Genomic DNA, 23,582 nt, shown 5'->3' on the forward strand with positions numbered 1-23,582 from the left:
ATGCTGGAATGGCTGCGCGTCGTCTGGCTGACACCGGCGATGGATGCGTTGTTCACCGGGCCGGCCGCAGACCGCCGGCGCTTTCTCGACCGTCAGGTGCTGGCGATCGATCCCGGCCACGGCCAGCGCGCGCTCGACTACGAAAAAGCGATGCGCGGCCGCAATCGGCTGCTCGCCGAAGGCTCGCGTGACGGCGCCTGGTTCGACGCGATCGAGACGCAAATGGCCGAAACCGGTGTGGCGATTGCCGCCGCGCGTGCCGAACTGGTGCGCCTGCTTGCCGCGATGATCGACAGGCTGCCAAGCGCGGGTCCGTTTCCGCAAGCCGATATCGGCCTGTCGGGCGCGTTGGAAAGCGAAGTCGGAACCACCGCGGCTGTCGATGTTGAGGAGCGGTTCCGCCGCGCCCTTGCCGAAGGCCGCGATCGCGACCGCGCCGCCGGGCGCACGCTAGACGGCCCGCACCGTTCGGATCTCGTGGTGAGGCACCGGCCCAAGGCGATGCCGGCCGAACTCTGTTCGACCGGCGAGCAGAAGGCGCTGCTGGTCGGCATGGTCCTGTCGCATGCCCGGCTGACCGGCGAGATGTCGGGCATGACGCCGATCTTGCTGCTCGACGAGATCGCCGCCCATCTCGACGCAGGCCGGCGCGCCGCGCTGTTCTCGATCCTCGAAGAGCTGAACTGCCAGGCTTTCATGACCGGGACCGATGCGGCGCTGTTTTCCAGTCTCAAGGGACGCGCGCAGTTCCTGACCGTCGATCACGGCACGGTTGGGCCAACCAAAAACGCCTGACAAGATTTCTCGGCAGCTATATTGTCTTGCAATGAACATCACCGCGCTCACCGACGAAGAGCTTGAACGCTACGCCCGCCACATCGTGCTGCCCGAGATCGGTGGCGCCGGCCAGCAGCGACTGAAGCGTGCGCGGGTCCTGGTCATCGGCGCCGGCGGGCTGGGGGCGCCGGTGCTCGAATATCTTGCCGCCGCCGGCGTCGGCACGCTCGGGATCGTCGACGACGACAGCGTCTCGCTGTCAAACCTGCAAAGACAGGTGATCCACGGCACCGAGACTGTCGGCATGGCGAAAACCGACAGTGCCAAAGCGGCGATCGCCCGCATCAATCCCAACGTCGCCGTGGAACTGCACAATCTCAGGCTGACGGCGGACAACGCCCCTGCTCTCGTCGCCCGCTATGACATCGTCGTCGACGGCTCCGATAATTTCGAAACACGCTATGCGGTGGCCGACGCCTGCGCCGCGGAAAAGCGGCCGCTGGTACATGCCGCCGTCGGCCGCTTCGACGGCTCGGTGACTGTGCTGAAACCGTTCGAGACCGGCGCGGACGGCAAGCCATATCCAAGCTATCGCGATCTTTTTCCGGAACCGCCGCCGCCCGGCCTGGTGCCATCCTGCGCTGTGGCCGGCGTGCTCGGCGTGCTGACTGGCGTCGTCGGCACGCTGCAGGCCATGGAGGCGATCAAGCTGATCGCCGGCATAGGCGAGCCGCTGGTCGGTCGGCTGCTGCTTTACGATGCGTTGACCGCGCGCTTCGATACGATCCGCTACAAGAGAAACTAGATCTTGGGCAGCCTGGTTTCCATCGCGCAGCTTCCCGCCGATTTCGACCGATGGGACGAGGTGCTGGCGCTGATCATGCGCGCCTTCGCCTCGATGGACGGCGTCATCGATCCGCCATCCTCAGCACATCGGCTCACGGTCGAAAATCTCCGGGACAAGGGCTCGGCGCGAGATGGGCTTTTCGGCGCTGAAGGACGGCAGGATCATCGGCTGTATTTTTGTTCTGGAGCGGGCCAACGATTTCTACGTCGGAAAGCTCGCCGTCGAACCGGGCTTTCAAGGACAGGGGATTGGCAGCCAACTGATGCAAGCTGTCGAGGATCTTGCCCGCAACCGCGGCAAGCCGGCGATCGAGCTTCAGACGCGGGTCGAGCTGACCGGAAATCATGCAGCCTTTGCCCGCCTCGGCTTTCGCGAAACCGAACGGACGGCGCACAACGGCTACGACCGTCCGACCTCGATCACGATGCGCAAATGTCTTTCGTGATACCCCACCCGGGTTCAGATGGCGTTGATGGCGACAACGAAGCCTGCCTCGGCAGCCCCTCTTGGCAAGCGCCCTGCCGATGCCGCGGCTGACGCCCGTGACAAGAGCCGCTCTGCGCGGCCCACAGGCATCAATGATGCCCGCAGCGCAGATGCCCGGCCAGATGGTGGATGTGGTCGGCGCCAATCCCGCAGCAGCCGCCGATGATGGAGGCACCCTTCACGACCCAGCCATCGGCCCAGCTGCAATAGGACTTCGGATCGAGATCGGCCCGGATGTCCGAGATGACCTCGTTGGCCGCGCCGTCCTCGTCCTGGGAGCCGAAGGCGTTGGCATAGACCCCAAGCGGCAGACCGGGGGCGGCAATGCGCGCAGCTTGGAGCGCAGCTCCCATGACCTCGGGCATGGAGCAATTGAAGAGTAGCGCTTCCGCTCCCGCACGCTGTGCGAGACGGGCAGCATCGGCTACACTCTGCCCTGACCGCAGCTGCGGCTCGGGCACGTCCTGCGGCGCGACATCGTCCCGCAGGGTGAATGACAGCCAGAGCGGCTTACCGCTGCCGTACACCGCCGCGGCGGCGGCGTGGGCCTCCTCCAAGCTGCTCTGGGTCTCGGCGAGCCAGCAATCGACGTGGGGCGCGAGGCCCTCAACCAGAACCGAGAGATAGTCCTGCGCCAGGTCGGCCTTGAAAAGTTCCGGCTGATAGGAACCGAAGACTGGCGGCAACGATCCAGCTACCTTCACGCCGGGCGTGCCGTCGGCCGCCTCGCGCGCCAGCCTTCCGGCCAGCGACGCCAGCTCGGCGCCGCGCGCACGGAACCGCCCCTCGCCGATGTGGAAGGGCACCAGCGCATAGGAATTGGTGGTGATGACCTTCGCGCCCGCGCGAATATAATCCTCGTGCACCCGGCGGACCATCTCGGGCGCTTCCATCAGCGCCAGCGCGGACCATTCCGGCTGGCGGAAGGGCGCGCCGATGCGCTCGAGTTCGCGGCCCATGCCGCCGTCGAGAATGGTGATGTCGTTCATGCCTGCTCCTGTTGCGGCGTCGTCGCGCCGCGTCCTTGAAGTTCGTAGAAGCCTGCGACGTCCAGCTCTATCGACTCGGCGATATGGTCGCGGACGGCCTGTTCGGCCGCTTCGGGGCTTCCCCTCATCAGCGCGTCGAACAGGCGCTGGTGATCGCTGACCAGCGGCTGGCGGCAGGGCCAGTGTGCTTCGGACCAGCGATAGAGCCACTCCATCTTGTCGGCCAGAAGCCCGTGGCGACGGATCAGATGCTGGTGCCCGGTCTGCTCGACGAAACTGGCATGGAAGCCGAGATCGGCTGCCACCCGCACATCCGTTCCGCCGTCATTCGCCGCCGGTAGAGCGGCAAAGGCCGCCTCGACCAGATCGGTACCGAGAGCGGCGCGGCGTTGGGCGAGAATGCGGGCGGCCAGACCTTCGAACGCCGCGCGCAATGTGTAGATCTCCCAGATCGCCTGGGCATCGAGCACGGCCACGCGCCAGCTCGAATAGGGCGTGCGCGTCACCAGTTCCTGCGCTTCCATCGCGAAGAGCGCGGAACGCACCGTGCCACGGCCTAGACCGATGCGTTCGGTCAAGGTCAGCTCGGTCAGCACCGCGCCCGGCGCAAAATCGCCACGCACGATCGCTTCGCGCAGCCACTCGGTGGCCTGGTCCTGAAGGCTCTTGCGCTGGATTGGCTGACGCATGTCCGGGGTCCCTAGCGATTGCGGTCGAAATGGCCGCTGAGAAAGGCGCGGCAGCGCTCCGATGCAGGGTTGCCAAAGACCTGCCCGGGTGTGCCGGCCTCTTCTATCAGGCCCTGATGCAGGAAGACTACCTGCGAGGAGACCTCGCGCGCAAAGCCCATCTCGTGGGTGACGATCAGCATGGTGCGCCCTTCCGCGGCAAGGGCGCGGATCACCTTCAGGACCTCGCCCACCAGTTCCGGGTCGAGCGCCGAGGTGGGCTCGTCGAACAGGATGGCGCGAGGCCGCTGGGCAAGAGCGCGCGCGATCGCGACCCGCTGCTGCTGCCCGCCCGAAAGATGCGCGGGCCACGCATCGCGCTTTTCGGCGAGGCCTACCTTTTCCAGGAGCGCCGTGGCCTCGTCCACTGCCTCGGCGCGGGGACGGTTCTGGACGAACAGCGGCGCCTCGATGACGTTCTGCAGCACGGTGCGATGCGGCCACAGATTGAAGTTCTGGAAGACGAAGCCGAGATGTCCGCGCATCTGCCGCGCCACGGCCAGTTGGGCGCGCGACAGCCGGCCGCCCGTCGGGGAGAGGCTGTCCTCGCCCACCGAGACCGTTCCGGCGTCGGGGATCTCCAGCATGGGGATGCAGCGCAGCAGCGTGCTCTTGCCAGAGCCGCTCGCGCCGATCAACGAGATCACGTCACCGTCCTTGGCGACAAGGTCGATGCCGCGCAGCACCTCGTTGCTGCCAAAGCTCTTGCGCAGGCCGGCGATGGAAAGCGCGGTCGATGGGAGGCTCATGGCGTCTCTCCGAATTGCCAGGGCGAAAGGCGCCGCTCGGCCCAGGCCGAGAGCTGCGTCACCAGTAGCGACAGGGCGAGATAGATCGCCGCCGCGCAGAGGAATATCTCGACCGCCCGCCAGGTTTCCGAGACGGCGGCGCGGGCTATGCCGGTGACTTCCATCAGCGTGATGGTGGAGACCAGCGCCGTGGATTTGAGGATCGAGATCACCTCGTTGGAATAGGCAGGCAGCGCCTGACGGACGGCTATGGGCAGCGTGATGCGGCGCATGACCATCAGCCGCGTCATGCCCGAGACGCGCGCTGCTTCGACCGCGCCCCTTGGTACGGCGCGCAACCCCCCGCGCAGAATCTCGGAGGTATAGGCGGCATCGTTCAGGATCAGCGCCAGCAGCCCACACCAATAGGGCTCGCGCAGGAAGGGCCAGAGGAAGCCGTGGCGGATGAAGCCGAAGCTCGCCAGCCCATAGTAGATCATGAATATCTGGATGAGGAGCGGCGTGCCGCGGAAGACGAAAACATAGGCCGAGGCCAGTGCGTCGCCGACCCTCGTCGTGCGCATGAGGTTGAGGATCAGCGAAAGGCAGAACCCGCCCGCAAGCGCCAGGATGCCGAGGTTGAGCGTCAGCGGCAATCCCTTGAGGAGCTGCGTGAGCATGCCCGAGAGAAAGGCGAAATCCATCTTAGAGCCCGCCTTGCTCGTGGCCGCGCAGGCTGCGTTTTTCGGCGAGGCGGAAGACATGATCCGACAGCGTGGTGATGATGAGATAGACGATCGCACCGGCGGCGTAGAACAGGAAATGCTCCTGCGTGGTGCCCGCTGCGACCGCGACCTGGCGCATGGTCTCGACCAACCCCGTCACTGAGACGAGGGCGGATTCCTTAATGACCGACTGCCACTGGTTGCCCATGCCGGGAATTGCGGTGACCAGCGCCTGCGGCGCGATGACCCGTCGAAACAGGATCAGCCGCGTCATGCCGACCACGCGCCCCGCCTCGATCGTGCCCCAGGGCACGGCCTGATAGGCGCCGCGCAGCACCTCGGACTGGTTGGCGGCCGAGATCAGCCCGATCGCCAGCACTCCGGCCAGAAAGCCGCTGATGTCGAACGGCCCCGCCAATCCGAGCCCCGTGCCAATGGCCGTGACGACCTGCCGGCCGCCGAAATAGAACAGATAAATCACCAGGATATCGGGCACGCCCCGGAAGACCGTGGTGTAGGCCTCGGCCAGCTTGCTCAGCGGCCAGTTGCCCGCCACCCGGGCCCAGGCGATGAGCGTGCCGAAGGCCAGCCCGCTCAGGAATGCCGCGACGGAGACATAGAGCGTCATGAGGCCGGCGCGCGCGAGCGCCAGCCCCCATCCGTCCGGCCCGAAGCCGAGAAGTGTCAGATCGGCCTGCACCCTGCCCTCAGAGCGTGGGCGTCACGACCATGCCGAACCATTTTTTCGACAGCTCGACGAGCGTGCCGTCGTCCGACATCGACTTCAGCGCTTTGCTGAGAAGGCCGGCCAACTCAGCGTCGCCCTTCTGGACGACGAAGGCCGAGCCGCGACCCATGACGCCGCCCGTGAAGGACGGGCCGGTGGCCTTGGCGGTTTCTGTGTTCTTCTCGAGGAAAGCCGAGATGTTGGTGACCGAGGCGATCCCGGCGTCGAGCCGCCCGTTCAGCAGATCCTGATAGACTTCTGGGCCGGTCTGATAGGTGCGGATCGTCACGCCCTTGTCGGCCAGATACTTGTTCAGGAAGTCTGCCTGGATGGTCGAGACATGGACGCCCACGGTCTTGCCGTCCAGCACCCCGGCGATCGCCGCGATGGCGGCATCGGTGGCCTTCGTATCGTCGAGGTCGACGAAAGCGCCCGTGCCCGGCAGTTCGACGCCGCTTTCCTTCAGCACGACAAAGGTCGAGCCGCCGGTGGTGTAGGGGAGCGAGAAATCGACCACTTCGAGGCGTTTTTCGGTGACGGAGACCGAGTCGACCACCGCATTGTACTTGCCGTCGATGAGGCCCTGGATCATGCCGTCCCAAGCCTGCGAAATCACCTCATAGTCGAAGTCGGCGCGCTTGGCGATCTCGGCCAGCATGTCCAGCTCGAAGCCGTAGAGCTCGCCATTCGGACGGGTCATATTGAAGGGCGGGAAGGCTCCTTCGGTGGCGAAAACATATTTTTTGCGCCCCTGGGCAAGAGCTGTGGCGGGGGCAACGGCGAGCCCGGCAATGGCGGCAAGACCTATACGCAGGAAGGTGCTGCGGGTGATTTTCATGCTTGGATCATCCTTGGGAGGAGGGTTGAGGGATCAGGAAAGAAGATCGACCGCCATGCGCGTGAGCGCGATGGCGCTTTGCCCGATGCAGGCTTCATCGGGCTGGTAGTCGGAGTTGTGGACGCGGTCGTCACGGCCGGGCTGGCCCGAACCGATGAATATCTGGACCGACGGCATGAGCTCGGAGAAATAGGAAAAGTCCTCGGCTCCGAAGCTCGTTCCCGGCTCGACCTGGGGCGTCGCGCCGAACTGATAGCCGAGCACGGAAACCGCACGATCGACCAGCGCATCGTCGTTCATCAGGGGCGGCGCGCCGCGCGCATAGTCGATCTCGACGGCGGCATTGAGCGCCTGCGCCGTGCCTTCGCAGATGCGCCGGAACGCAGCCTCGGCGAGATCGCGCGACCGCGGCGAGCGGCAACGCACCGTGCCCTCGAACATGCAGCTGTCTGGAATGATGTTCTGGGTCGCGCCGCCCTCGATATGGCCGATGGTCAGGACGGCGGACTGCGCCGGATCCATCTCGCGCGATATCACGGTCTGCAGTTGGGTGATGATGTGGGCGCTGGCGACGATCGGGTCGATGGCGGCATGGGGCCGCGCGGCATGGCCCGACTTGCCGCGCACCACCACCTTGAACTCGTCGCTCGATGCGGTGCTTGCGCCGCGGTTCAACAGAACCTGCCCCGCCGGCAGTTCCGGACGGTTGTGGAAGGCGATGGCCATGTCAGCACCTTTGGCGGCACCGTCCGCCACCATGGCCGCCGCGCCGCTCTCCTGCGTCTCCTCGGCGGGCTGAAAAATCAGCCGGACCGAGCCGCGCAGGCGCGGCGCCAGCGAGACCAGCGCATGTGCGGCGCCGAGAAGCGAGGCGGTGTGAAGATCGTGCCCGCAGGCATGCATCCTGCCTGGAATGGTCGAGGCATAAGGCAGACCGGTCTGCTCCCCGATCGGCAAGGCATCCATATCGGCCCGCAGGATCAGGCAGGGACCGGGAAAGGCTCCGGATATCTCGGCCACGACGCCGGTGCGGCCGACGCCGGTGCGCGCCTCGATTCCGAGCGCGCCAAGCTCGGCGGCGACCAGGCCGGCCGTGCGGACCGTGTCGAAGCCGGTTTCTGGATGGGCATGGATGTCGCGGCGCAGTTCGATGAGGCGAGGCTCGATGGTGCGGATAAGTCCCTCGATCTCGGGGCCGGGGTCGTTGCGGCGGTCGGTCATCAGCTTTTTGCACTCTTGCGGTGGAAGCCCTTTGCTTGATGCTACTGTCATCTATTGTCAAGGATCGACAATCGACGAGACCGATCGCGAGTAGAATGATTTTCTAAAGCCACATGGGAGCTGCTCCGGGGCAGTATCCGGTAACCCGCGCGACTGCACCGCGCGCAACCGGTGCCGCAAACCTTTGCGTGAGACGGGGCGGGCGCACGAGATGGTTGCTCATGCCGGGCCATCCCAGCCGCCTAAAGGCGGGGTCCCCGATCCCCTATCGGGGACCGTAAAGTCTTTGCTGAAGAATTGGACGACGCCCGGTCACGTCCGCAGCGGCAGTACGCGGTCGGGCGGGCGATGGCCATCGAAGAAGGCGCGGATGTTGATGATCACCTTCTCGCCCATATCGATACGGCCTTCGAGCGTCGCCGATCCCATATGCGGCAACAGCACGACCTTGCCCTTGGCGGCGAGCTTCAGCAATTTGCTGTTCAGCGCCGGCTCATGCTCGTAGACGTCGAGGCCGGCGCCGGCGATCTTGCCGTCCTGGATCAGCTTGACCAGAGAGTCCTCGTCGATGATGTCGCCGCGCGCCGTGTTGACGATGTAAGCGGACGGTTGCAGAAGCGCCAGCCGCCGCGCCGAGAGCAGATGGAAGGTTGCCGGCGTCGACGGGCAATTGACCGAGATGATGTCCATGCGGGCAAGCATTTGATCGAGGCTTTCCCAGTAGGTCGCCTCCAACTCATCCTCGACCGCCGGCAGCACGCGATGGCGGTTGTGGTAGTGGATCGACAGCCCAAAAGCCTTGGCCCGCCGGGCGACAGCGGTGCCGATGCGGCCCATGCCGACAATGCCGAGGCGTTTGCCCCAGATACGCCGGCCGAGCATCCAGGTCGGCGACCAGCCCGCCCACTTCTTGTCGCCGGTCAGCACATTGGCGCCTTCCGCCAGCCGCCGCGGCACCGCCAGCATCAGCGCCATGGTCATGTCGGCCGTATCTTCGGTCAGCACGTTCGGCGTGTTGGTGACGGTAATGCCCTTCTTCGCTGCCGCCGACACGTCGATCTTGTCGACGCCGTTGCCGAAATTGGCGATCAGCTTGAGGTTGTCGCCGGCCTGCGCGATCAGCGCCGCGTCGATATGATCGGTTATGGTCGGTACCAGCACGTCGGCCTCCTTGACCGCCGCGACCAGTTCCGGCTGCGTCATCGGCCTGTCTTCGACGTTCAGCCGGGCGTCGAACAGCTCACGCATGCGGGTCTCGACCGGATCGGGCAGCTTGCGCGTGATGACGACGAGGGGCCTTTTTCTGCCTGCCATTGTTTCCTCAAACCCAACCCTCGTTGAGACCTCTTTAACCAAGACAGGCGAAACTGGAGGCCGGTCGCGGTGCCAGTTCTCCATGTAACAAGAGGTTCCGCCGAAGACAAAGAAAAAGGGGCGCCAAGGCCGATGAGCCGGCGCTGAAAGGAACGAAAGTGTCTGGTTTTGCGTCGCTCCGCCTGACCCTCAGCGCAGCATTTATCGGCGCTCTCCTTTATTCCCCGCTTGTGGCGGCACAGAGTGCGGCAGCACCGGCCCAGAGCGCAACGCTTGGGCCGAGCGGCCTGCCGCTGCCGCGTTTCGTCAGCCTGAAAGCGGGCCGCGTCAACTCCCGCGTCGGACCAGGCGTCAACTATTCCGTCGACTGGATGTACATGAAGCCTGGCCTGCCGATGGAAATCATCCAGGAATTCGACACCTGGCGTCGGGTGCGCGATGCCGACGGCTCGGAAGGCTGGATCAACCAGTCGCTGCTTTCAGGCCGCCGCACGGCGATCGTGGCACCCTGGCAGCGCGGCAAGGATGCCCGAATCAACCTTCTCAACGACCCGGAAAAGGATGCCAGCATCATCGCGATCATCGAGCCGGGCGCCATGGGCACGATCAGGTCCTGTGACGGCCAGTGGTGCGAAATGACCTTCGACGGCCACACCGGCTGGCTCGCCCAGTCGCTTGTCTGGGGCGCCTATCCGGGCGAACGGGTCAAAAACTGACCTCTCCTTGTCGGTTCGGGATCATGGTCTAGCGGGCGAGACGGTATCTCGCGGACCCAATGACGCGCCGATCAATCGCAGCGTTTGGGACGCAGCCTTACCACGATGTCGACATTGGCGATCTCCATGCCTTCCGGCGGCTCCGGCAGGTTGGAAACCGTGACAGGACCGCTGGCGATATCGAAGATCCTGTTTTCGCCTTCAATGTAGAAATGATGGTGATCGGAGGTGTTGGTGTCGAAGTAGGTCTTCGACCCTTCGACGGCCAGGATGCGCAGAAGGCCCGCCTGGGTGAATTGATGAAGGGCGTTGTAGACGGTGGCGAGCGACACCGGCACGCCGGCGGCGATCGCCTCCTCGTGCAGTTCCTCGGCCGACAGATGGCGGTCGCCTTTGGCGAAAAGCAGATCGGCCAGCGCAATACGCTGACGCGTCGGCCTCAGGCCAGCTTCGCGAACCCGCTTGTCCACAGCGACATTTTCCTTCCGGCAGCCCAGATCCATCTATCCGTCCAAGCTCATAGTTTCGCCCCAAGATATGCCCAGAATGGCAAAAAACGAACATCGCCCGAAACTGAACACCTCCCGACATATATTCTGTCGGCCGAATACGATCAATAGCGCGCATTGACCCAGGCAGACGGGCAGGTTAAGCGCAAACGCCGGTTTCCGGCCTGAAATAGATTGTGTTAGGAAACCAACGACAAGGGCGCTCTACCGCCCGGGACGATTACGGGGAAGAGATTGATGGCGGTTTCGAAATCCAGCTACGATTACGAAGAACTGCTTGCCTGCGCCCGCGGCGAGCTGTTCGGACCTGGAAACGCCCAACTCCCCTATCCGCCGATGCTGATGTTCGACCGCATCACCGAAATCAGCGAGACGGGCGGTGCCTTCGACAAGGGCTTCATCCGCGCAGAGTTCGACATTAAGCCGGACCTGTGGTTTTTCGCCTGCCACTTCATCGGCAATCCAATCATGCCGGGGTGCCTGGGCCTCGACGCCATGTGGCAATTGACGGGATTCTACCTCGGCTGGCTCGGCGAGCCGGGCAAAGGAATGGCGCTCTCGACCGGCGAGGTGAAGTTCAAGGGCATGGTGACACCGTCGGTCAAGAAGGTGGAGTATGGCGTGGACTTCAAGCGCGTGATGCGCGGCCGGCTGGTGCTTGGTATCGCCGATGGCTGGCTGAAGGCGGATGGCGAACCCATATACGCAGCAACGGACCTCAAGGTGGGTCTGTCCAAGCAATCGGCCGCCGCCTGACCGGCGCCCCCACAGCGCCGCGCGTCCCTGGGACGCGCAAACGAAGCTGTAGAACTTTAATTTGCGCATGATCCGTGTCCAACAGGTTTCGGGTTCAAGCGCTGGAAGGAGTTGCGAATGAGACGGGTCGTAGTGACAGGCCTCGGCATCGTGTCGTCGATCGGCAACAATGCCAACGAGGTGCAGGCCTCGCTCCACGATGCCAAGTCCGGCATCAGCTTCTCTGATTCCTTCGCCGAACACGGCTTCCGCTGTCAGGTCTGGGGAGCGCCGACGCTCGACCCCTCCGCCCTGATCGATCGTCGCGCTATGCGCTTCCTGTCGCAAGGTGCGGCCTGGAACCATGTCGCCATGGACCAGGCTATTGTGGACGCTGGACTTGGTGAGAACGACATCACCAATGAGCGCACCGGCATCGTCATGGGATCGGGCGGACCGTCGACCCGAGCCATCGTCGAAGCGGCCGAAACCACGCTCAAGAATGGCAGCCCCAAGCGCATCGGCCCGTTCGCCGTGCCGAAGGCGATGTCGTCGACCGCTTCAGCGACGCTCGCCACCTGGTTCAAGATCCATGGCGTCAACTATTCGATCTCGTCGGCCTGCTCGACCTCGGCGCATTGCATCGGCAATGGCTACGAACTGATCCAGTGGGGCAAGCAGGACATGGTCTTCGCCGGCGGCCATGAGGATCTCGATTGGACGATGTCGGACCTGTTCGACGCGATGGGCGCCATGTCGTCCAAGTTCAACGACAGGGCGTCGGCCGCCTCGCGCGCCTATGACGCCGATCGCGACGGCTTCGTCATTGCCGGCGGTGCCGGCGTGCTGGTCCTGGAAGAGCTCGAGCACGCCAAGGCACGCGGCGCCAAGATCTACGCCGAGATCGTCGGCTACGGCGCGACCTCCGACGGCTACGACATGGTGGCGCCATCGGGCGAAGGTGCGGTGCGCTGCATGCGGCAGGCGCTGGCGACCACCTCTTCGCCAGTCGACTACATCAACACGCACGGCACTTCGACGCCGGTCGGCGATTCCAAGGAAATGGGCGCGATCCGCGAAGTGTTCGGCGAGAAGATGCCTTTCATCACCTCGACCAAATCGCTGACCGGCCATTCGCTGGGTGCGGCCGGCGTGCAGGAATCGATCTACTCTATCCTGATGATGCAAGGCGGCTTCATCGGTGAAAGCGCCCATATCGAGAATCTCGATCCGGAGTTCGAGGGCATGCCGATCGTGCGGGAGCGTATCGACGATGCCAGGATCGACACCGTTTTGTCCAATTCGTTTGGTTTCGGCGGCACCAACGCAACGCTGATTTTCCAGCGCTATTCCGCATAAGGATTGCCGACCATGGACGGATTGATGAAGGGCAAGCGCGGGCTTGTCATGGGTGTCGCCAACGATCATTCGATCGCCTGGGGCATCGCCCGGAAACTCTCCGAACATGGGGCGGAACTCGCCTTCACCTATCAGGGCGAGGCCTTCGGGCGCCGGGTCAAGCCGCTCGCCGACAAGCTCGGCGCCTCGCTGGTCGTCCCTTGCGATGTCGAGGACAGCGCATCGGTTGCCGCCACCTTCGAGACCTTGGGCAAGGCCTGGGGCGGGCTGGACTTCGTCGTCCATGCAATCGGCTTTTCCGACAAGAACGAGCTGAAGGGCCTTTACGCCGACACCAGCCGCGACAATTTCGTCCGCACCATGGTCATCTCCTGCTATTCCTTCACCGAGGTCGCCCGTCACGCCGCCGTGCTGATGAAGGACAGCGGCTCGATGATCACGCTGACCTATGCGGGTTCTGTCCGCGTCATGCCGAACTACAACGTCATGGGCGTGGCCAAGGCCGGGCTGGAAGCCAGCGTCCGCTATCTCGCCAACGACTACGGCCCGCGCGGCATCAGGGTGAACGGCATATCGGCGGGACCGGTGAGGACATTGGCCGGCGCCGGGATTTCCGACGCACGCCATATGTTTTCCTACCAGCAGCGCAACTCGCCGCTGCGCCGTACAGTGACCATCGACGAAGTCGGTGGCTCCGCGCTCTACCTCCTGTCCGACCTCTCGTCCGGCGTCACCGGCGAAATCCACTATGTCGATTCCGGCTACCACATCGTCTCGATGCCGGCGCTCGACGAGTTAAAGCAGGCCGACACCGGCCGGGAATAATTCGGCCCATAGAAAATGGCTTGGTCCGGTGAACTCCGCTCAGCGGCGCGCCGCCAAAACCTTGAACATCCCGTCGCGGGCGATCTCGGCGTGGCTGGAGAAGGCGGCCGCCAGCACCGGCTCGTAGGGAAGCTGACGGTTCGCCACCATGAACAGCCGCCCACCTGGCTTCAGCGCCTTCGCCGCGGCGCGGATCATGCCGGCACCGATCTCCGGCTCGGTCGCGCGGCTGCGATGGAAGGGCGGGTTCATGACGATGGCGTCATAACGGCGCTCGACCGGCTCGCTCAAAAGATCGATCCAGAAGAAATTGGGTTCCGCCGCTGTATTGCCGATATTGCGTTTCGCCGCCTCCAGCGCCTCGAACTCGGCCTCGTAGAGATCGAGCGCCGAGATGCCGGGTGAGCGGGCGGCGACCTCGGCCGCCACATAGCCCCAGCCGGCGCAGAAATCGGCAATGTTGCCACGCAGGTCGCCGGGCAAATTGTCCACCAGCAATCTCGAACCTGCATCGATCTTATCAAAAGAGAACATGCCTGGCGCGGTGCGGAACCGGGCCTCGAGCAGAAGGGTTGGATTGGCAGCGCGAAGCGTTGCCGCGACCGCAGCGTCGGCCGGTCGACGGAACCAGAAGGCGATGCCGTGATGTTTCGGCATATGGCCGTCGAGCGTCACAAGCTCGCCGATGCGCTTGCGCAGGCTGGCAATGCCATCGTCCTTGCCACCGGCGACGGCGATCAGTCCGCCCGGCCTCACACGCTCAATCGCCTCAGCGATGCGCAATTCGTTTTGCCCGCGATGACGGCCGGCAAGCACCAGTGCCGCATCGAAACCTTCGCCCTCCAGATGCGGCGTGACCGTGAAGCCGGCGCCCTGCAGCGCGCGAAAATGCGGGCGGAAGCCTTGCACCAGATGCAGTGTTGCATCGAAGCCTTCGGGCAGGCGGAAACCCGGCTCGGCGCCCAGAAAGAGGACGCGCTCGCCTTTACGCGGCATGGCGACAGCCTCGGCCTCGAACGGGTGGAACAGTGTCTTCAGCGGCTCGGCGGACATTCTTCGATCTCTTGAAAATGAAAACGGGCGCGACCTGTCGGCGCGCCCGCTTCGATTATACCGTCAGATCGCTCAGGCGGCGTCTTCTTCGCCTTCGGCCTTCTTGTCGCGGGCGATTTCCTTGCCCGTGGCCTGGTCGACGACCTTCATCGACAGGCGGACCTTGCCGCGCTCATCGAAGCCCATCAGCTTGACCCAGACCTTGTCGCCTTCCTTGACGACGTCGGAGGTCTTGGCGACGCGATCGTTGGCGAGCTGCGAGATGTGGACGAGGCCGTCACGCGGACCGAAGAAGTTGACGAAAGCGCCGAAGTCGGCGGTCTTGACGACCGTGCCTTCGTAGATCTCGCCGACTTCCGGCTCGGCAACGATGGTGTGGATCCACTTCTTCGCCGCCTCGATCTCCTTGGCGTTGGACGAAGCGATCTTGACCGTGCCGTCGTCCTCGATGTTGATCTTGGCGCCGGTCTTTTCGACGATCTCGCGGATGACCTTGCCGCCCGAGCCGATCACGTCGCGGATCTTGTCGGTCGGGATATGCATGACCTCGATGCGCGGCGCGAACTCACCGAGCTCGGAACGCGCGCCGGACAGCGCATTGCCCATTTCGCCGAGAATGTGCTGGCGGCCGTCCTTGGCCTGGTCCAGCGCGATCTTCATGATCTCCTCGGTGATGCCTTCGATCTTGATGTCCATTTGCAACGAGGTGATGCCGTTGGCGGTGCCGGCAACCTTGAAGTCCATATCGCCGAGGTGATCCTCGTCGCCGAGGATATCGGTGAGCACCGCGAAGCGCTCGCCTTCCTTGATGAGACCCATGGCAATGCCGGCAACCGGCTTGGCCAGCGGCACGCCGGCATCCATCAGCGCCAGCGAGGTGCCACAGACGGTGGCCATCGACGACGAACCGTTGGACTCGGTGATCTCCGAGACGACGCGCAGCGTGTAGGGGAACTGATCGGCGGTCGGCAGCATCGGGCGGATCGCGCGCCAGGCGAGCTTCCCGTGGCCGATTTCGCGGCGGCCGGGCGAACCCATGCGACCGGTTTCACCGACCGAATAGGGGGGGAAGTTGTAGTGAAGGAGGAACTTCTCCTTGTACATGCCGGTCAGCGAATCGACGTACTGCTCGTCCTCGCCGGTGCCGAGCGTGGCAACAACCAGCGCCTGGGTCTCGCCGCGGGTGAACAGTGCCGAGCCGTGGGTGCGCGGCAGGACGCCGACTTCGGAGACGATCTTGCGGACCGTCTTCAGGTCGCGGCCGTCGATGCGCGAGCCGGTGTCGAGGATGTTCCAGCGCACGACCTTGGCCTGGAGCTCCTTGAACACAGTGCCGATCTGCTCGGACGTGTATTTTGCTTCCTCGCCTTCGGCGGGGGCGAACGCAGCCTTGACCTTCGCCTTGACGGCGTCGACGGCGGCATAGCGCTTCTGCTTGTCGGTGATCTTGTAGGCATCGCGAAGCTCGCCTTCGACGATCTTCAGCATCTCTGCTTCAAGCGCCGAATAGTCCGGCGCGGTGAAATCGCGCGGGTCCTTGGCGGCAACCTCGGCCAGCTTGATGATCGCATCGATCACCGGCTGGAAGCCGCGATGGCCGAACATGACGGCGCCGAGCATCAGGTCCTCGCCGAGCTCCTTGGCTTCGGACTCAACCATCAGCACGGCGTCTGAGGTGCCGGCGACGATCAGGTCAAGCTTGGATTCCTGCATCTCGTCGACATGCGGATTGAGCACATATTCGCCGTTGATGTAACCGACGCGGGCGCCGCCGATCGGGCCCATGAAGGGGACGCCGGACAGCGTCAAGGCCGCCGAGGTGGCGACGATCGACAGGATGTCGGGGTCGTTTTCGAGATCATGCTGGACAACGGTGACGACGATCTGCGTGTCGTTCTTGTAGCCGTCGGCGAAGAGCGGGCGGATCGGACGATCGATGAGGCGGGAAACCAGCGTTTCCTTCTCGCTCGGACGGCCTTCACGCTTGAAATAGCCGCCCGGGATCTTGCCGGCGGCATAGGTCTTTTCCTGGTAGTTGACGGTCAGCGGGAAGAAATCGAGGCCGGGCTTCGGCTCCTTCATCGAAACGACGGTGGCGAGAACCTTGGTTTCGCCGTAGGTGGCGAGCACCGCGCCGTCAGCCTGGCGCGCGATCTTGCCGGTTTCGAGGATGAGCGGGCGGCCGCCCCATTCGATTTCCACTTTATGGTGATTGAACATATCTTGTCCTTCATATGCGGAAAGGGCCGCGCCGTTTCACCGTGCGCGAGTGCCCCTTTCCCTTGGCTTCATTTCTCGGGCAGCCACGGGCAAGACAACGGGAAGCTCGGGTAAATCCGGCGCGATTGCCGCGCGAGCGTCCTGCAATCCTGCCCCATGACCGTCCATGGGCGGTTTCGAATGGCCCTGTGCTATTTCGAAACCGGGTCTGGCCAATCGATCCGACTGGCCTTGCGCATGATCCCGAAACCGCGGCCTGCGGAAAGCATCATGCGCAAATTCAAACTTTCAGAGCGTCCTATTTGCGCGTCTAGATCGATGCGCGGCGCTCTACTTCCTTCATAGAGCAATGGACTGATCCGATGCTCCAATGCGCGACCGGCGGGCTCTCGAAAGAACCCGCCGGTCAATTCGTCAACGGCGCAGACCGAGCTTCTCGATCAGCGTCTGATAGCGCGCGTCATCCTTGCGCTTGAGATAATCAAGCAGACTACGGCGCTGGGAGACGAGAGCAAGCAGACCACGGCGGGAATGGTTATCCTTCTTGTGGTCCTTGAAATGGTCGGTCAGGTTCTTGATGCGCTCGGAAAGGATGGCCACCTGGACTTCCGGAGACCCGGTATCGCCCTTGGCGGTTGCGAATTCACCCATCAATTCCTTCTTGCGCTCGGCAGTAATCGACATCGTGTTTTTCCTTATCTGTTTGAGGAAACGGGACGCCCTCAGCCGGGATGTCGTCCAGCAGGGGCCGGTACAAGCAACGTGTCATTGCACGATGCTGCGGCGCATATAGTGCAATTCAGGCAAAAACACCAGCCCAATTCACAAGCCGGCTTTTTGCGGCACAAACGAAGATTTCCCTTCGGCTAAAGCCACTTCTTCCATCTGAAGAAGGCAATCAGCCCGAACGCGACAAGGGCCATGAACACGAGCGCCGCCGGATAGCCGTATTGGGCCTTCAACTCCGGCATGTTCCATGGCGAGCTTTCTGGATCGAAGTTCATGCCCCACACGCCAACGAGAAAGGTTAGCGGGATGAAGATCACCGAGACGATCGTCAGATAGCTGATGACATCGCTGGTGCGCGCCTGGCTCAGCGACAGATGCATCTCGATCAGACCGGTCAGCATGTCGCGCTGGGTTTCGACCAGTTCGATGAGCCGAAGCGAGTGGTCGAGCGTGTCGTTCAGGAAAACCTTGGTCTCGGCCTTCACATAGGGCACGTCGTTGCGGATCAGCGTGGCCAGCGCATCGCGCATCGGCCAAAGCACCCCCTTCAGCACATTGGCGTCGCGCCGCAACTCGTGAAGCCGCCGCATCTGGTGCTTGTCCGCCGCGCGCAGCATCTGGTCCTCGATGCTGTCGACCAATTCGCCGGCAGTCTCGATCGGCGGGAAATAGCTGTCGACGATGGCGTCGATCAGCGCATAGGCGAGATAGTCTGCGCCGCGTGCGCGCAACCGGTTGGGCATCGAGCTTTCGATGCGCTTGCGCACGGGGTCGAACGGATCGCCTTCGCGCTCCTGGAAGGTGACGACGAAGTTCTTGCCGAAGAAGACGGCGATCTGCTCGTAACGATGCGCGGTAACGTCGTCGATCATCCTGACGACGATGAAGGCATGGTCCTCGAAGAAATCCACCTTCGGCCGTTGGCCGGTGTTGACGACATCTTCCAACGCCAGCGGATGCAGGCTGAAAATCCGGCCGATCTCCTCGATCAGCGGGATGTTGGCGAGGCCGGTGCAATCGAGCCAGATGACCGGCCATGTGTCGCAATTGGCGTTGACGTCGTCGATGCTGGCATCTTCGATCGTCTCGAATTTGTCGGGCGACATCAGTGTCAGTCGCAGTTCGCTGCGCCGCGCCGCCGGGTCGGCGATCAGCGTGCCCGGCGATGCGCCAACCGGCGGCCGCCGCGCTGTCACCCGCGCCCGCTTCCTGATCGTCTCGGCCTTTGCCATGTGCCCCTCGGATGTTTAAGTCTCATCGAGATTAGACGACGGGACTCACCCGGCAAAGACCCGCTTCGGCTTGAACATGCCTTGTTCGATTGCGCCAATGGCGACCAGCTTGCCGCGCGCCGTAGCGCAGGCTTCCTCGGCTTCCACCGGCGCGTCGCGGCCACGGATGATGACCGGATTGCCGAGGCGGATTTTTGTTGCCGCGTCGTCGCTGATCGCGACCTGCGGCAGGCAGTCGAGCGCGGCCGATGTGTCGACCAGAAGCGCATCGATGGCGTCGAAATCGACCGGCACATCGGGAGCGCCGGATGCATCATCGGCCGTATCCAGATCCTTATTACCGCGTTCGCCGAAACGTGCTGCTTCCAGCTCGGCGATGGTGACGAAGTCTTCCTGCGTGAACGGCTCGACTTCGATCCGGCGCAGTTCGGCGATGTGACCGAAACAGCCGAGGTCGCGGCCCATGTCGCGGGCCAGCGAGCGCACATAAGTGCCCTTGCCGCATTCGACCTCGAAAATGGTGCGATCAGCACTGTGCTCGATCAGGTCGAGACGGCCGATCTCGACTTCCCGCGCCGGGATGTCGACCGTCGCGCCGTCGCGGGCAAGGTCATAGGCGCGCTCGCCTGCGATCTTGATGGCTGAAAATTGCGGCGGCGTCTGCATGATGACGCCGGTGTATTTCGGCATCAGCAAAAGCACATCGGCTTCAACCGGACGCTGGTCGGAGCTTTTCGTCACCGGCCCTTCGAGGTCATCGGTCGAACGCTCCTCGCCCCAGGCAACCGTGAAGCGGTAGACCTTGGCGCCATCCTGGACATAGGGCACGGTCTTGGTCGCTTCGCCGAGCGCAATCGGCAGCATGCCGGAAGCGAGCGGGTCAAGCGTGCCGGCATGGCCGGCCTTTTCCGCCTGGAACAACCATTTGATCTTGGAGACGGCTTCGGTCGAACCCATGCCGACGGGCTTGTCCAGCACCAGCCAGCCGGAGATCGGCCGGCCTTTCTTCTTGCCGCGACGCGCCACTATTTTTCGTCCTTGTCGTTGTCTTCATTCTGGTCGTCAATCTGGACATCTGTGCCGAGATCGCGCGCCACTTCGGGCGAGTGCAACAATTCGTTGATCTTCTGGAAATTGTCGTAGCTGGTGTCGAGCCGGAAGCGGAATTCCGGCATGTACTTCATCTGCCGGAGAGCGCCGGAAACGCGGCCGCGCACGAATTTCGCATGCTTGTTGAGCGCCTCGACCACCGCATCGGGTTCACTGGCGCCAAGCGGCGAGACGAAGGCGGTGGCGATCTTCAGATCGGGCGACATGCGCACTTCCGAGACCGACACCACGGCATTCTCGATCAAGGGATCGAGGATCTCGCCACGTTGCAAGGTTTCCGACAGCGCATGGCGCACCTGCTCGCCGACGCGAAGCATGCGCTGGGATGGGCCTGATGTGGTTGAACGGGGCATTTTTCTCTATCCTGAAATCGTGAAGCGCGGGATGGGACCGCGCCGCATGTCTCATATGGTTTGGGCGGCGGTCTTTCGACCACCGCCCGGTCTCAGTAGATGCTTGAGCTCAAGCTGCTCGAACTCAGAGCGTCCTGGTCACCATCTCGACGCGGAAGCACTCGATGACGTCGCCGACGCGCATGTCTTCGTAGTTCTGGAAGGCCATGCCGCATTCCTGGCCACCTGGGACTTCCGCAACTTCGTCCTTGAAGCGCTTCAGGGTCTTCAGCGTGCCTTCGTGGATGACGACGTTATCGCGGATCAGGCGAACGCCCGCACCGCGCTCGACCTTGCCTTCGGTGACACGGCAGCCGGCGATCTTGCCGACCTTGGTGATGTCGAAGATCTCGAGGATCTCCGCATTGCCGATGAAGGTCTCGCGACGCTCCGGCGAAAGCAGGCCGGAGAGCGCAGCCTTCACGTCATCCACGAGATTGTAGATGATCGAATAGTAGCGGATCTCTATGCCTGCCGCCGCGGCAGCCGCGCGCGCCTGCACATTGGCGCGGACGTTGAAGCCGATGATCGCAGCACCCGAGGTTTCCGCCAGCGACACATCGCTTTCGGTGATGCCGCCGGCGCCCGCATGGACGATGCGCGCACGCACTTCGTCGGTGCCGAGCTTGTCCAGCGCCGCGTTGATCGCCTCGATCGAGCCCTGCACGTCGCCCTTGATGACCAGCGGGAATTCCTTCAGCCCGCTCGTCTGCAGCTGCGACATCATCTGTTCGAGCGACCCACGCTGGCCGGCATGCTTGGCCACCGCCTTCTCGCGCGCCAGACGCTGGCGGTATTCGGTGATCTCGCGGGCGCGGGCCTCGTTGTTGACCACGGCGAAGCGGTCGCCGGCCTGCGGTGTTCCCTGCAGACCAAGCACCTCCACCGGCATTGCCGGCGGCGCTTCCTTGATCTGCCCGCCGCGGTCGTTGACCAGCGCACGCACCCGGCCCCATTCGTTGCCAGCAACGAGGATGTCGCCGGGCATCAGCGTGCCGGTCTGGACCAGCACCGTGGCGACGGGGCCGCGGCCCTTGTCGAGCTGGGCTTCGATGACGACACCCTCGGCGGTGCGGTCCGGATTGGCCTTCAGGTCGAGGATTTCGGCCTGCAGCAGGATCGCTTCGAGCAGCTTATCGAGATTGGTGCCCTTGGTCGCCGACACTTCGACATCCAGCACCTCGCCGCCCATCGATTCCACGAAGACTTCGTGGCGCAGCAGCTCCGAGCGCACCTTCTGCGGGTCGGCGTCATGCTTGTCGATCTTGTTGATCGCCACGATGATCGGAACGCCGGCCGCCTTGGCATGGCTGATCGATTCGATCGTCTGCGGCATCACGCTGTCGTCGGCTGCCACCACGAGGATGGCGATGTCTGTCGCCTGAGCGCCGCGGGCGCGCATCGCCGTGAAGGCGGCGTGGCCGGGCGTGTCGATGAAGGTGATCTTGTGACCGTTCTTCTCGACCTGATATGCGCCAATATGCTGGGTGATGCCGCCGGCCTCGCCGGACACGACATTTGCGTTGCGGATGGCATCGAGCAGCGACGTCTTGCCGTGATCGACATGGCCCATGATCGTTACCACCGGCGGCCGCGATTCCAGATCTTCTGGGCGATCGGCGATGTTGAACAGGCCTTCTTCGATGTCGGACTCGGCGACGCGGCGAACCGTGTGGCCAAATTCGGTGGCGACCAGCTCGGCCGTATCGGCGTCGATGACGTCGCCAGGCTTCAGGATCTGGCCCTGTTTCATGAAGAACTTGACCACGTCGACGGCGCGCTCGGACATGCGCTGCGCCAGTTCTTGGATGGTGATGGTTTCGGGCAGTATCACTTCGCGCATGACTTTCTCGCGCGGTTCGTTATGCAGCGCGCGCTTGAATTTCTCCTGGCGCCGACGCATCGACGACAGCGAACGCGCACGCGCATCCTCATCGGAAAGTGCGGCGTTCAGCGTCAGCTTGCCGCGGCGGCGATCTTCCTCGCCCTTGGTCGGCTTGGCCGGACGCGCCACTTCGGGCGTGACCGGACGGCGCACCGGGGCACCGGCGCCGGTTCGCTTCGGCTTGATGTCCTCGTCGTCGACTGTCGCCAGTTCGGCGGCCAGCGGCGCGCGGCGACGCGCCTCTTCCTCGGCACGCCGGCGGGACTCGGCCTCAGCCTGCAGCCGAGCCTCTTCCTCGGCCTGGCGGCGCGCAGATTCCTCGCGCTCGCGACGGCGGCGCTCTTCATCCTCGGCGCGGCGCTTGGCCTCGTCGATGGCGCGCTGGCGATCCTCGACGTCGCGGACCTTCGAGCCCTCAAGGGCCCGGCGGCGCGCCTCCATCTCATTGCGCGACAATTCGTTCAGCACCATGCCGCCGCGCTCGACAGGCGGCGGAGGCGGCGGCGCCTTGGGCGCTTCCTGCACAACGGGCGCTGCCGCGACCGGCGGCTTCGGCGTGAAGACTGACACAGGGGCAGCAGCCGGCTCCGGCTTGTCGCCGGGCAGCGAGAACTTGCGCTTCTTGGTCTCGACCACGACCGCCTTGGTGCGGCCATGCGAGAAGCTTTGGCGCACGGTGCCCTGTTCAGTACCGGGGCGCTTCAGCGTCAAGGTCTTCTTCGGCGTCACACTCAACGTCTTGTCGTCGCCCGATTTCGTATCGCTCATTCCATATCCTCTGCGGCATCATCTTCGTCAGCAACGGCCGCAAGCATTGCCAGATCGTCCGGGGAACCGCCCCGATACCGGTCGAGCGCAACCATGCGCTTCTGGACCGCCCTGCCCGCGTCTCCCGCGAGAACGGCAGCATGTATCACATTTGTACCCCCCAATGCCAAGCTCAACTCGGCCTCGGAGAAAAGTTTGTAGGCAAGGATGGCGGGGCCACCAAGGTGGACGGTTGCCCGTCGCGCCTGGCTGATCTTGCGGACGCCGTCATCTGACGCCTCGGTCGCATGCAACACGAAAAGCGCCAGCCCACCACGCACCGCGCTCTCAACCTTGGTGGCGCCGAGCGCGATCGCGCCTGCCTTGCGGGCAAGACCGAGCATGCCCAGAGCGTATCTGGAAAGCAGCCCGTCGACCATGCCGCCGAGATCGGTCGGCACGATCACCTGCGCCTTAAAGGCGCGAGCGAACAGGTTTTTCGCTGCCGCCTTGTCGATATGTAGGCGGTCGGCCGTCACCCAGCAACCGCGGCCGGGCAGGTTTTTCTTGATATCCGGAACGACGGCCGAATCCGGGCCGACGACGAAACGGATCAGTTCATCCGGTTCGGCCTGTCTGCGCGTGACGATGCAAGTGCGATCGTTCATCTCGTCCAAGGGCGGGTTGTGT

General features: G+C 63.8%; 23 protein-coding genes and 1 pseudogene. 7 read left to right on the forward strand and 17 right to left on the reverse strand.

All coding sequences use genetic code 11. From position 1 onward, the window contains the following. The 3 genes and pseudogenes from recF to EN885_RS23585 form a co-directional block, all read left to right on the forward strand. Window positions 1-795: DNA replication/repair protein RecF (recF, locus tag EN885_RS23575; RefSeq protein ID WP_128335225.1), on the forward strand; the 795-nt coding region annotated here is incomplete at its 5' end. 31 nt (window positions 796-826) lie between these two features. Next, window positions 827-1,582 (forward strand): molybdopterin-synthase adenylyltransferase MoeB, encoded by a 756-nt coding sequence (locus EN885_RS23580; RefSeq protein ID WP_095487898.1) that lies wholly within the window; start codon window positions 827-829, stop codon window positions 1,580-1,582. A 75-nt stretch (window positions 1,583-1,657) separates the two neighbouring features. Further along, window positions 1,658-2,069: pseudogene (locus tag EN885_RS23585) on the forward strand (GNAT family N-acetyltransferase). Between the two features lie 130 nt (window positions 2,070-2,199). Here the strand turns inward: EN885_RS23585 and EN885_RS23590 are convergent. From EN885_RS23590 to EN885_RS23625, 8 genes are all read right to left on the reverse strand, one after another. Continuing rightward, the gene (locus EN885_RS23590) at window positions 2,200-3,099 is read right to left on the reverse strand and encodes a homocysteine S-methyltransferase family protein (protein ID WP_128243348.1); all 900 of its coding nucleotides are present in this window, start codon (window positions 3,097-3,099) and stop codon (window positions 2,200-2,202) included. Next, on the reverse strand, window positions 3,096-3,788 hold the full coding sequence (locus tag EN885_RS23595; RefSeq protein ID WP_095487892.1) for a GntR family transcriptional regulator: 693 nt from the start codon (window positions 3,786-3,788) through the stop codon (window positions 3,096-3,098). Before EN885_RS23595 ends, EN885_RS23590 begins: the two co-directional genes overlap by 4 nt. 11 nt (window positions 3,789-3,799) lie before the next feature. Then, complete coding sequence (locus EN885_RS23600) at window positions 3,800-4,576, reverse strand: ATP-binding cassette domain-containing protein (protein WP_128243347.1); 777 nt, start codon at window positions 4,574-4,576, stop codon at window positions 3,800-3,802. Next, window positions 4,573-5,259 (reverse strand): ABC transporter permease subunit, encoded by a 687-nt coding sequence (locus EN885_RS23605; protein WP_128243346.1) that lies wholly within the window; start codon window positions 5,257-5,259, stop codon window positions 4,573-4,575. Before EN885_RS23605 ends, EN885_RS23600 begins: the two co-directional genes overlap by 4 nt. A 1-nt stretch (window position 5,260) precedes the next feature. Next, window positions 5,261-5,980: an ABC transporter permease subunit gene (locus EN885_RS23610; RefSeq protein WP_245493130.1), complete on the reverse strand. Its 720-nt coding sequence runs from the start codon at window positions 5,978-5,980 to the stop codon at window positions 5,261-5,263. Between the two features lie 7 nt (window positions 5,981-5,987). Further along, entirely contained in the window at window positions 5,988-6,845 is an 858-nt protein-coding gene (locus EN885_RS23615) for a transporter substrate-binding domain-containing protein (protein ID WP_128243345.1), read from the reverse strand. Window positions 6,846-6,878: 33 nt separating this feature from the next. Then, on the reverse strand, window positions 6,879-8,066 hold the full coding sequence (locus tag EN885_RS23620) for a M20 family metallopeptidase (RefSeq protein ID WP_128243344.1): 1,188 nt from the start codon (window positions 8,064-8,066) through the stop codon (window positions 6,879-6,881). A gap of 312 nt (window positions 8,067-8,378) precedes the next feature. Beyond that, window positions 8,379-9,380 carry a D-glycerate dehydrogenase gene (locus tag EN885_RS23625; protein WP_128243343.1) on the reverse strand — a complete coding sequence of 334 codons (1,002 nt, stop codon included), beginning with the start codon at window positions 9,378-9,380 and terminating at the stop codon, window positions 8,379-8,381. A 158-nt stretch (window positions 9,381-9,538) separates the two neighbouring features. On the opposite strand from EN885_RS23625, the gene EN885_RS23630 reads away from it, so the two are divergent. After that, the gene (locus EN885_RS23630) at window positions 9,539-10,096 is read left to right on the forward strand and encodes an SH3 domain-containing protein (protein ID WP_126103748.1); all 558 of its coding nucleotides are present in this window, start codon (window positions 9,539-9,541) and stop codon (window positions 10,094-10,096) included. Window positions 10,097-10,167: 71 nt separating this feature from the next. Here the strand turns inward: EN885_RS23630 and irrA are convergent, their stop codons facing one another. Next, the gene (gene irrA / locus EN885_RS23635) at window positions 10,168-10,599 is read right to left on the reverse strand and encodes an iron response transcriptional regulator IrrA (RefSeq protein WP_006337949.1); all 432 of its coding nucleotides are present in this window, start codon (window positions 10,597-10,599) and stop codon (window positions 10,168-10,170) included. Window positions 10,600-10,842: 243 nt separating this feature from the next. Here irrA and fabA point away from each other — a divergent pair, with 243 nt between their 5' ends. From fabA to fabI, 3 genes are all read left to right on the forward strand, one after another. After that, window positions 10,843-11,361: a 3-hydroxyacyl-[acyl-carrier-protein] dehydratase FabA gene (gene fabA / locus EN885_RS23640; protein ID WP_023802127.1), complete on the forward strand. Its 519-nt coding sequence runs from the start codon at window positions 10,843-10,845 to the stop codon at window positions 11,359-11,361. Window positions 11,362-11,478: 117 nt separating this feature from the next. Beyond that, on the forward strand, window positions 11,479-12,699 hold the full coding sequence (fabB, locus tag EN885_RS23645; RefSeq protein ID WP_128243342.1) for a beta-ketoacyl-ACP synthase I: 1,221 nt from the start codon (window positions 11,479-11,481) through the stop codon (window positions 12,697-12,699). 12 nt (window positions 12,700-12,711) lie between these two features. Then, on the forward strand, window positions 12,712-13,524 hold the full coding sequence (fabI, locus tag EN885_RS23650; protein WP_128243341.1) for an enoyl-ACP reductase FabI: 813 nt from the start codon (window positions 12,712-12,714) through the stop codon (window positions 13,522-13,524). Between the two features lie 39 nt (window positions 13,525-13,563). Here fabI and EN885_RS23655 read toward each other — a convergent pair whose 3' ends face one another. The 8 genes from EN885_RS23655 to EN885_RS23690 all read right to left on the reverse strand — a co-directional run bounded on the left by EN885_RS23655 (window position 13,564) and on the right by EN885_RS23690 (window position 23,560). Further along, on the reverse strand, window positions 13,564-14,577 hold the full coding sequence (locus EN885_RS23655) for a class I SAM-dependent methyltransferase (protein WP_127290259.1): 1,014 nt from the start codon (window positions 14,575-14,577) through the stop codon (window positions 13,564-13,566). Window positions 14,578-14,649: 72 nt separating this feature from the next. Beyond that, window positions 14,650-16,797 carry a polyribonucleotide nucleotidyltransferase gene (gene pnp / locus EN885_RS23660; RefSeq protein WP_128243340.1) on the reverse strand — a complete coding sequence of 716 codons (2,148 nt, stop codon included), beginning with the start codon at window positions 16,795-16,797 and terminating at the stop codon, window positions 14,650-14,652. 414 nt (window positions 16,798-17,211) lie between these two features. Then, the gene (rpsO, locus tag EN885_RS23665; protein WP_280953385.1) at window positions 17,212-17,523 is read right to left on the reverse strand and encodes a 30S ribosomal protein S15; all 312 of its coding nucleotides are present in this window, start codon (window positions 17,521-17,523) and stop codon (window positions 17,212-17,214) included. Between the two features lie 140 nt (window positions 17,524-17,663). Further along, the gene (corA, locus tag EN885_RS23670) at window positions 17,664-18,758 is read right to left on the reverse strand and encodes a magnesium/cobalt transporter CorA (protein ID WP_128243339.1); all 1,095 of its coding nucleotides are present in this window, start codon (window positions 18,756-18,758) and stop codon (window positions 17,664-17,666) included. A gap of 45 nt (window positions 18,759-18,803) precedes the next feature. Further along, window positions 18,804-19,784 (reverse strand): tRNA pseudouridine(55) synthase TruB, encoded by a 981-nt coding sequence (gene truB, locus EN885_RS23675; RefSeq protein ID WP_128243338.1) that lies wholly within the window; start codon window positions 19,782-19,784, stop codon window positions 18,804-18,806. Then, complete coding sequence (gene rbfA / locus EN885_RS23680; protein ID WP_128243337.1) at window positions 19,784-20,221, reverse strand: 30S ribosome-binding factor RbfA; 438 nt, start codon at window positions 20,219-20,221, stop codon at window positions 19,784-19,786. The genes truB and rbfA overlap by 1 nt, the downstream gene beginning before the upstream one ends. Before the next feature lie 124 nt (window positions 20,222-20,345). Then, complete coding sequence (gene infB / locus EN885_RS23685; RefSeq protein ID WP_095487867.1) at window positions 20,346-22,913, reverse strand: translation initiation factor IF-2; 2,568 nt, start codon at window positions 22,911-22,913, stop codon at window positions 20,346-20,348. Continuing rightward, window positions 22,910-23,560: an RNA-binding protein gene (locus EN885_RS23690; RefSeq protein WP_095487865.1), complete on the reverse strand. Its 651-nt coding sequence runs from the start codon at window positions 23,558-23,560 to the stop codon at window positions 22,910-22,912. Before EN885_RS23690 ends, infB begins: the two co-directional genes overlap by 4 nt. Window positions 23,561-23,582: the final 22 nt, after the last annotated feature.

Source organism: Mesorhizobium sp. M6A.T.Cr.TU.014.01.1.1 (genome assembly GCF_004022765.1).
In the GTDB taxonomy this organism is placed as follows: Bacteria; Pseudomonadota; Alphaproteobacteria; order Rhizobiales; family Rhizobiaceae; genus Mesorhizobium; species Mesorhizobium mediterraneum.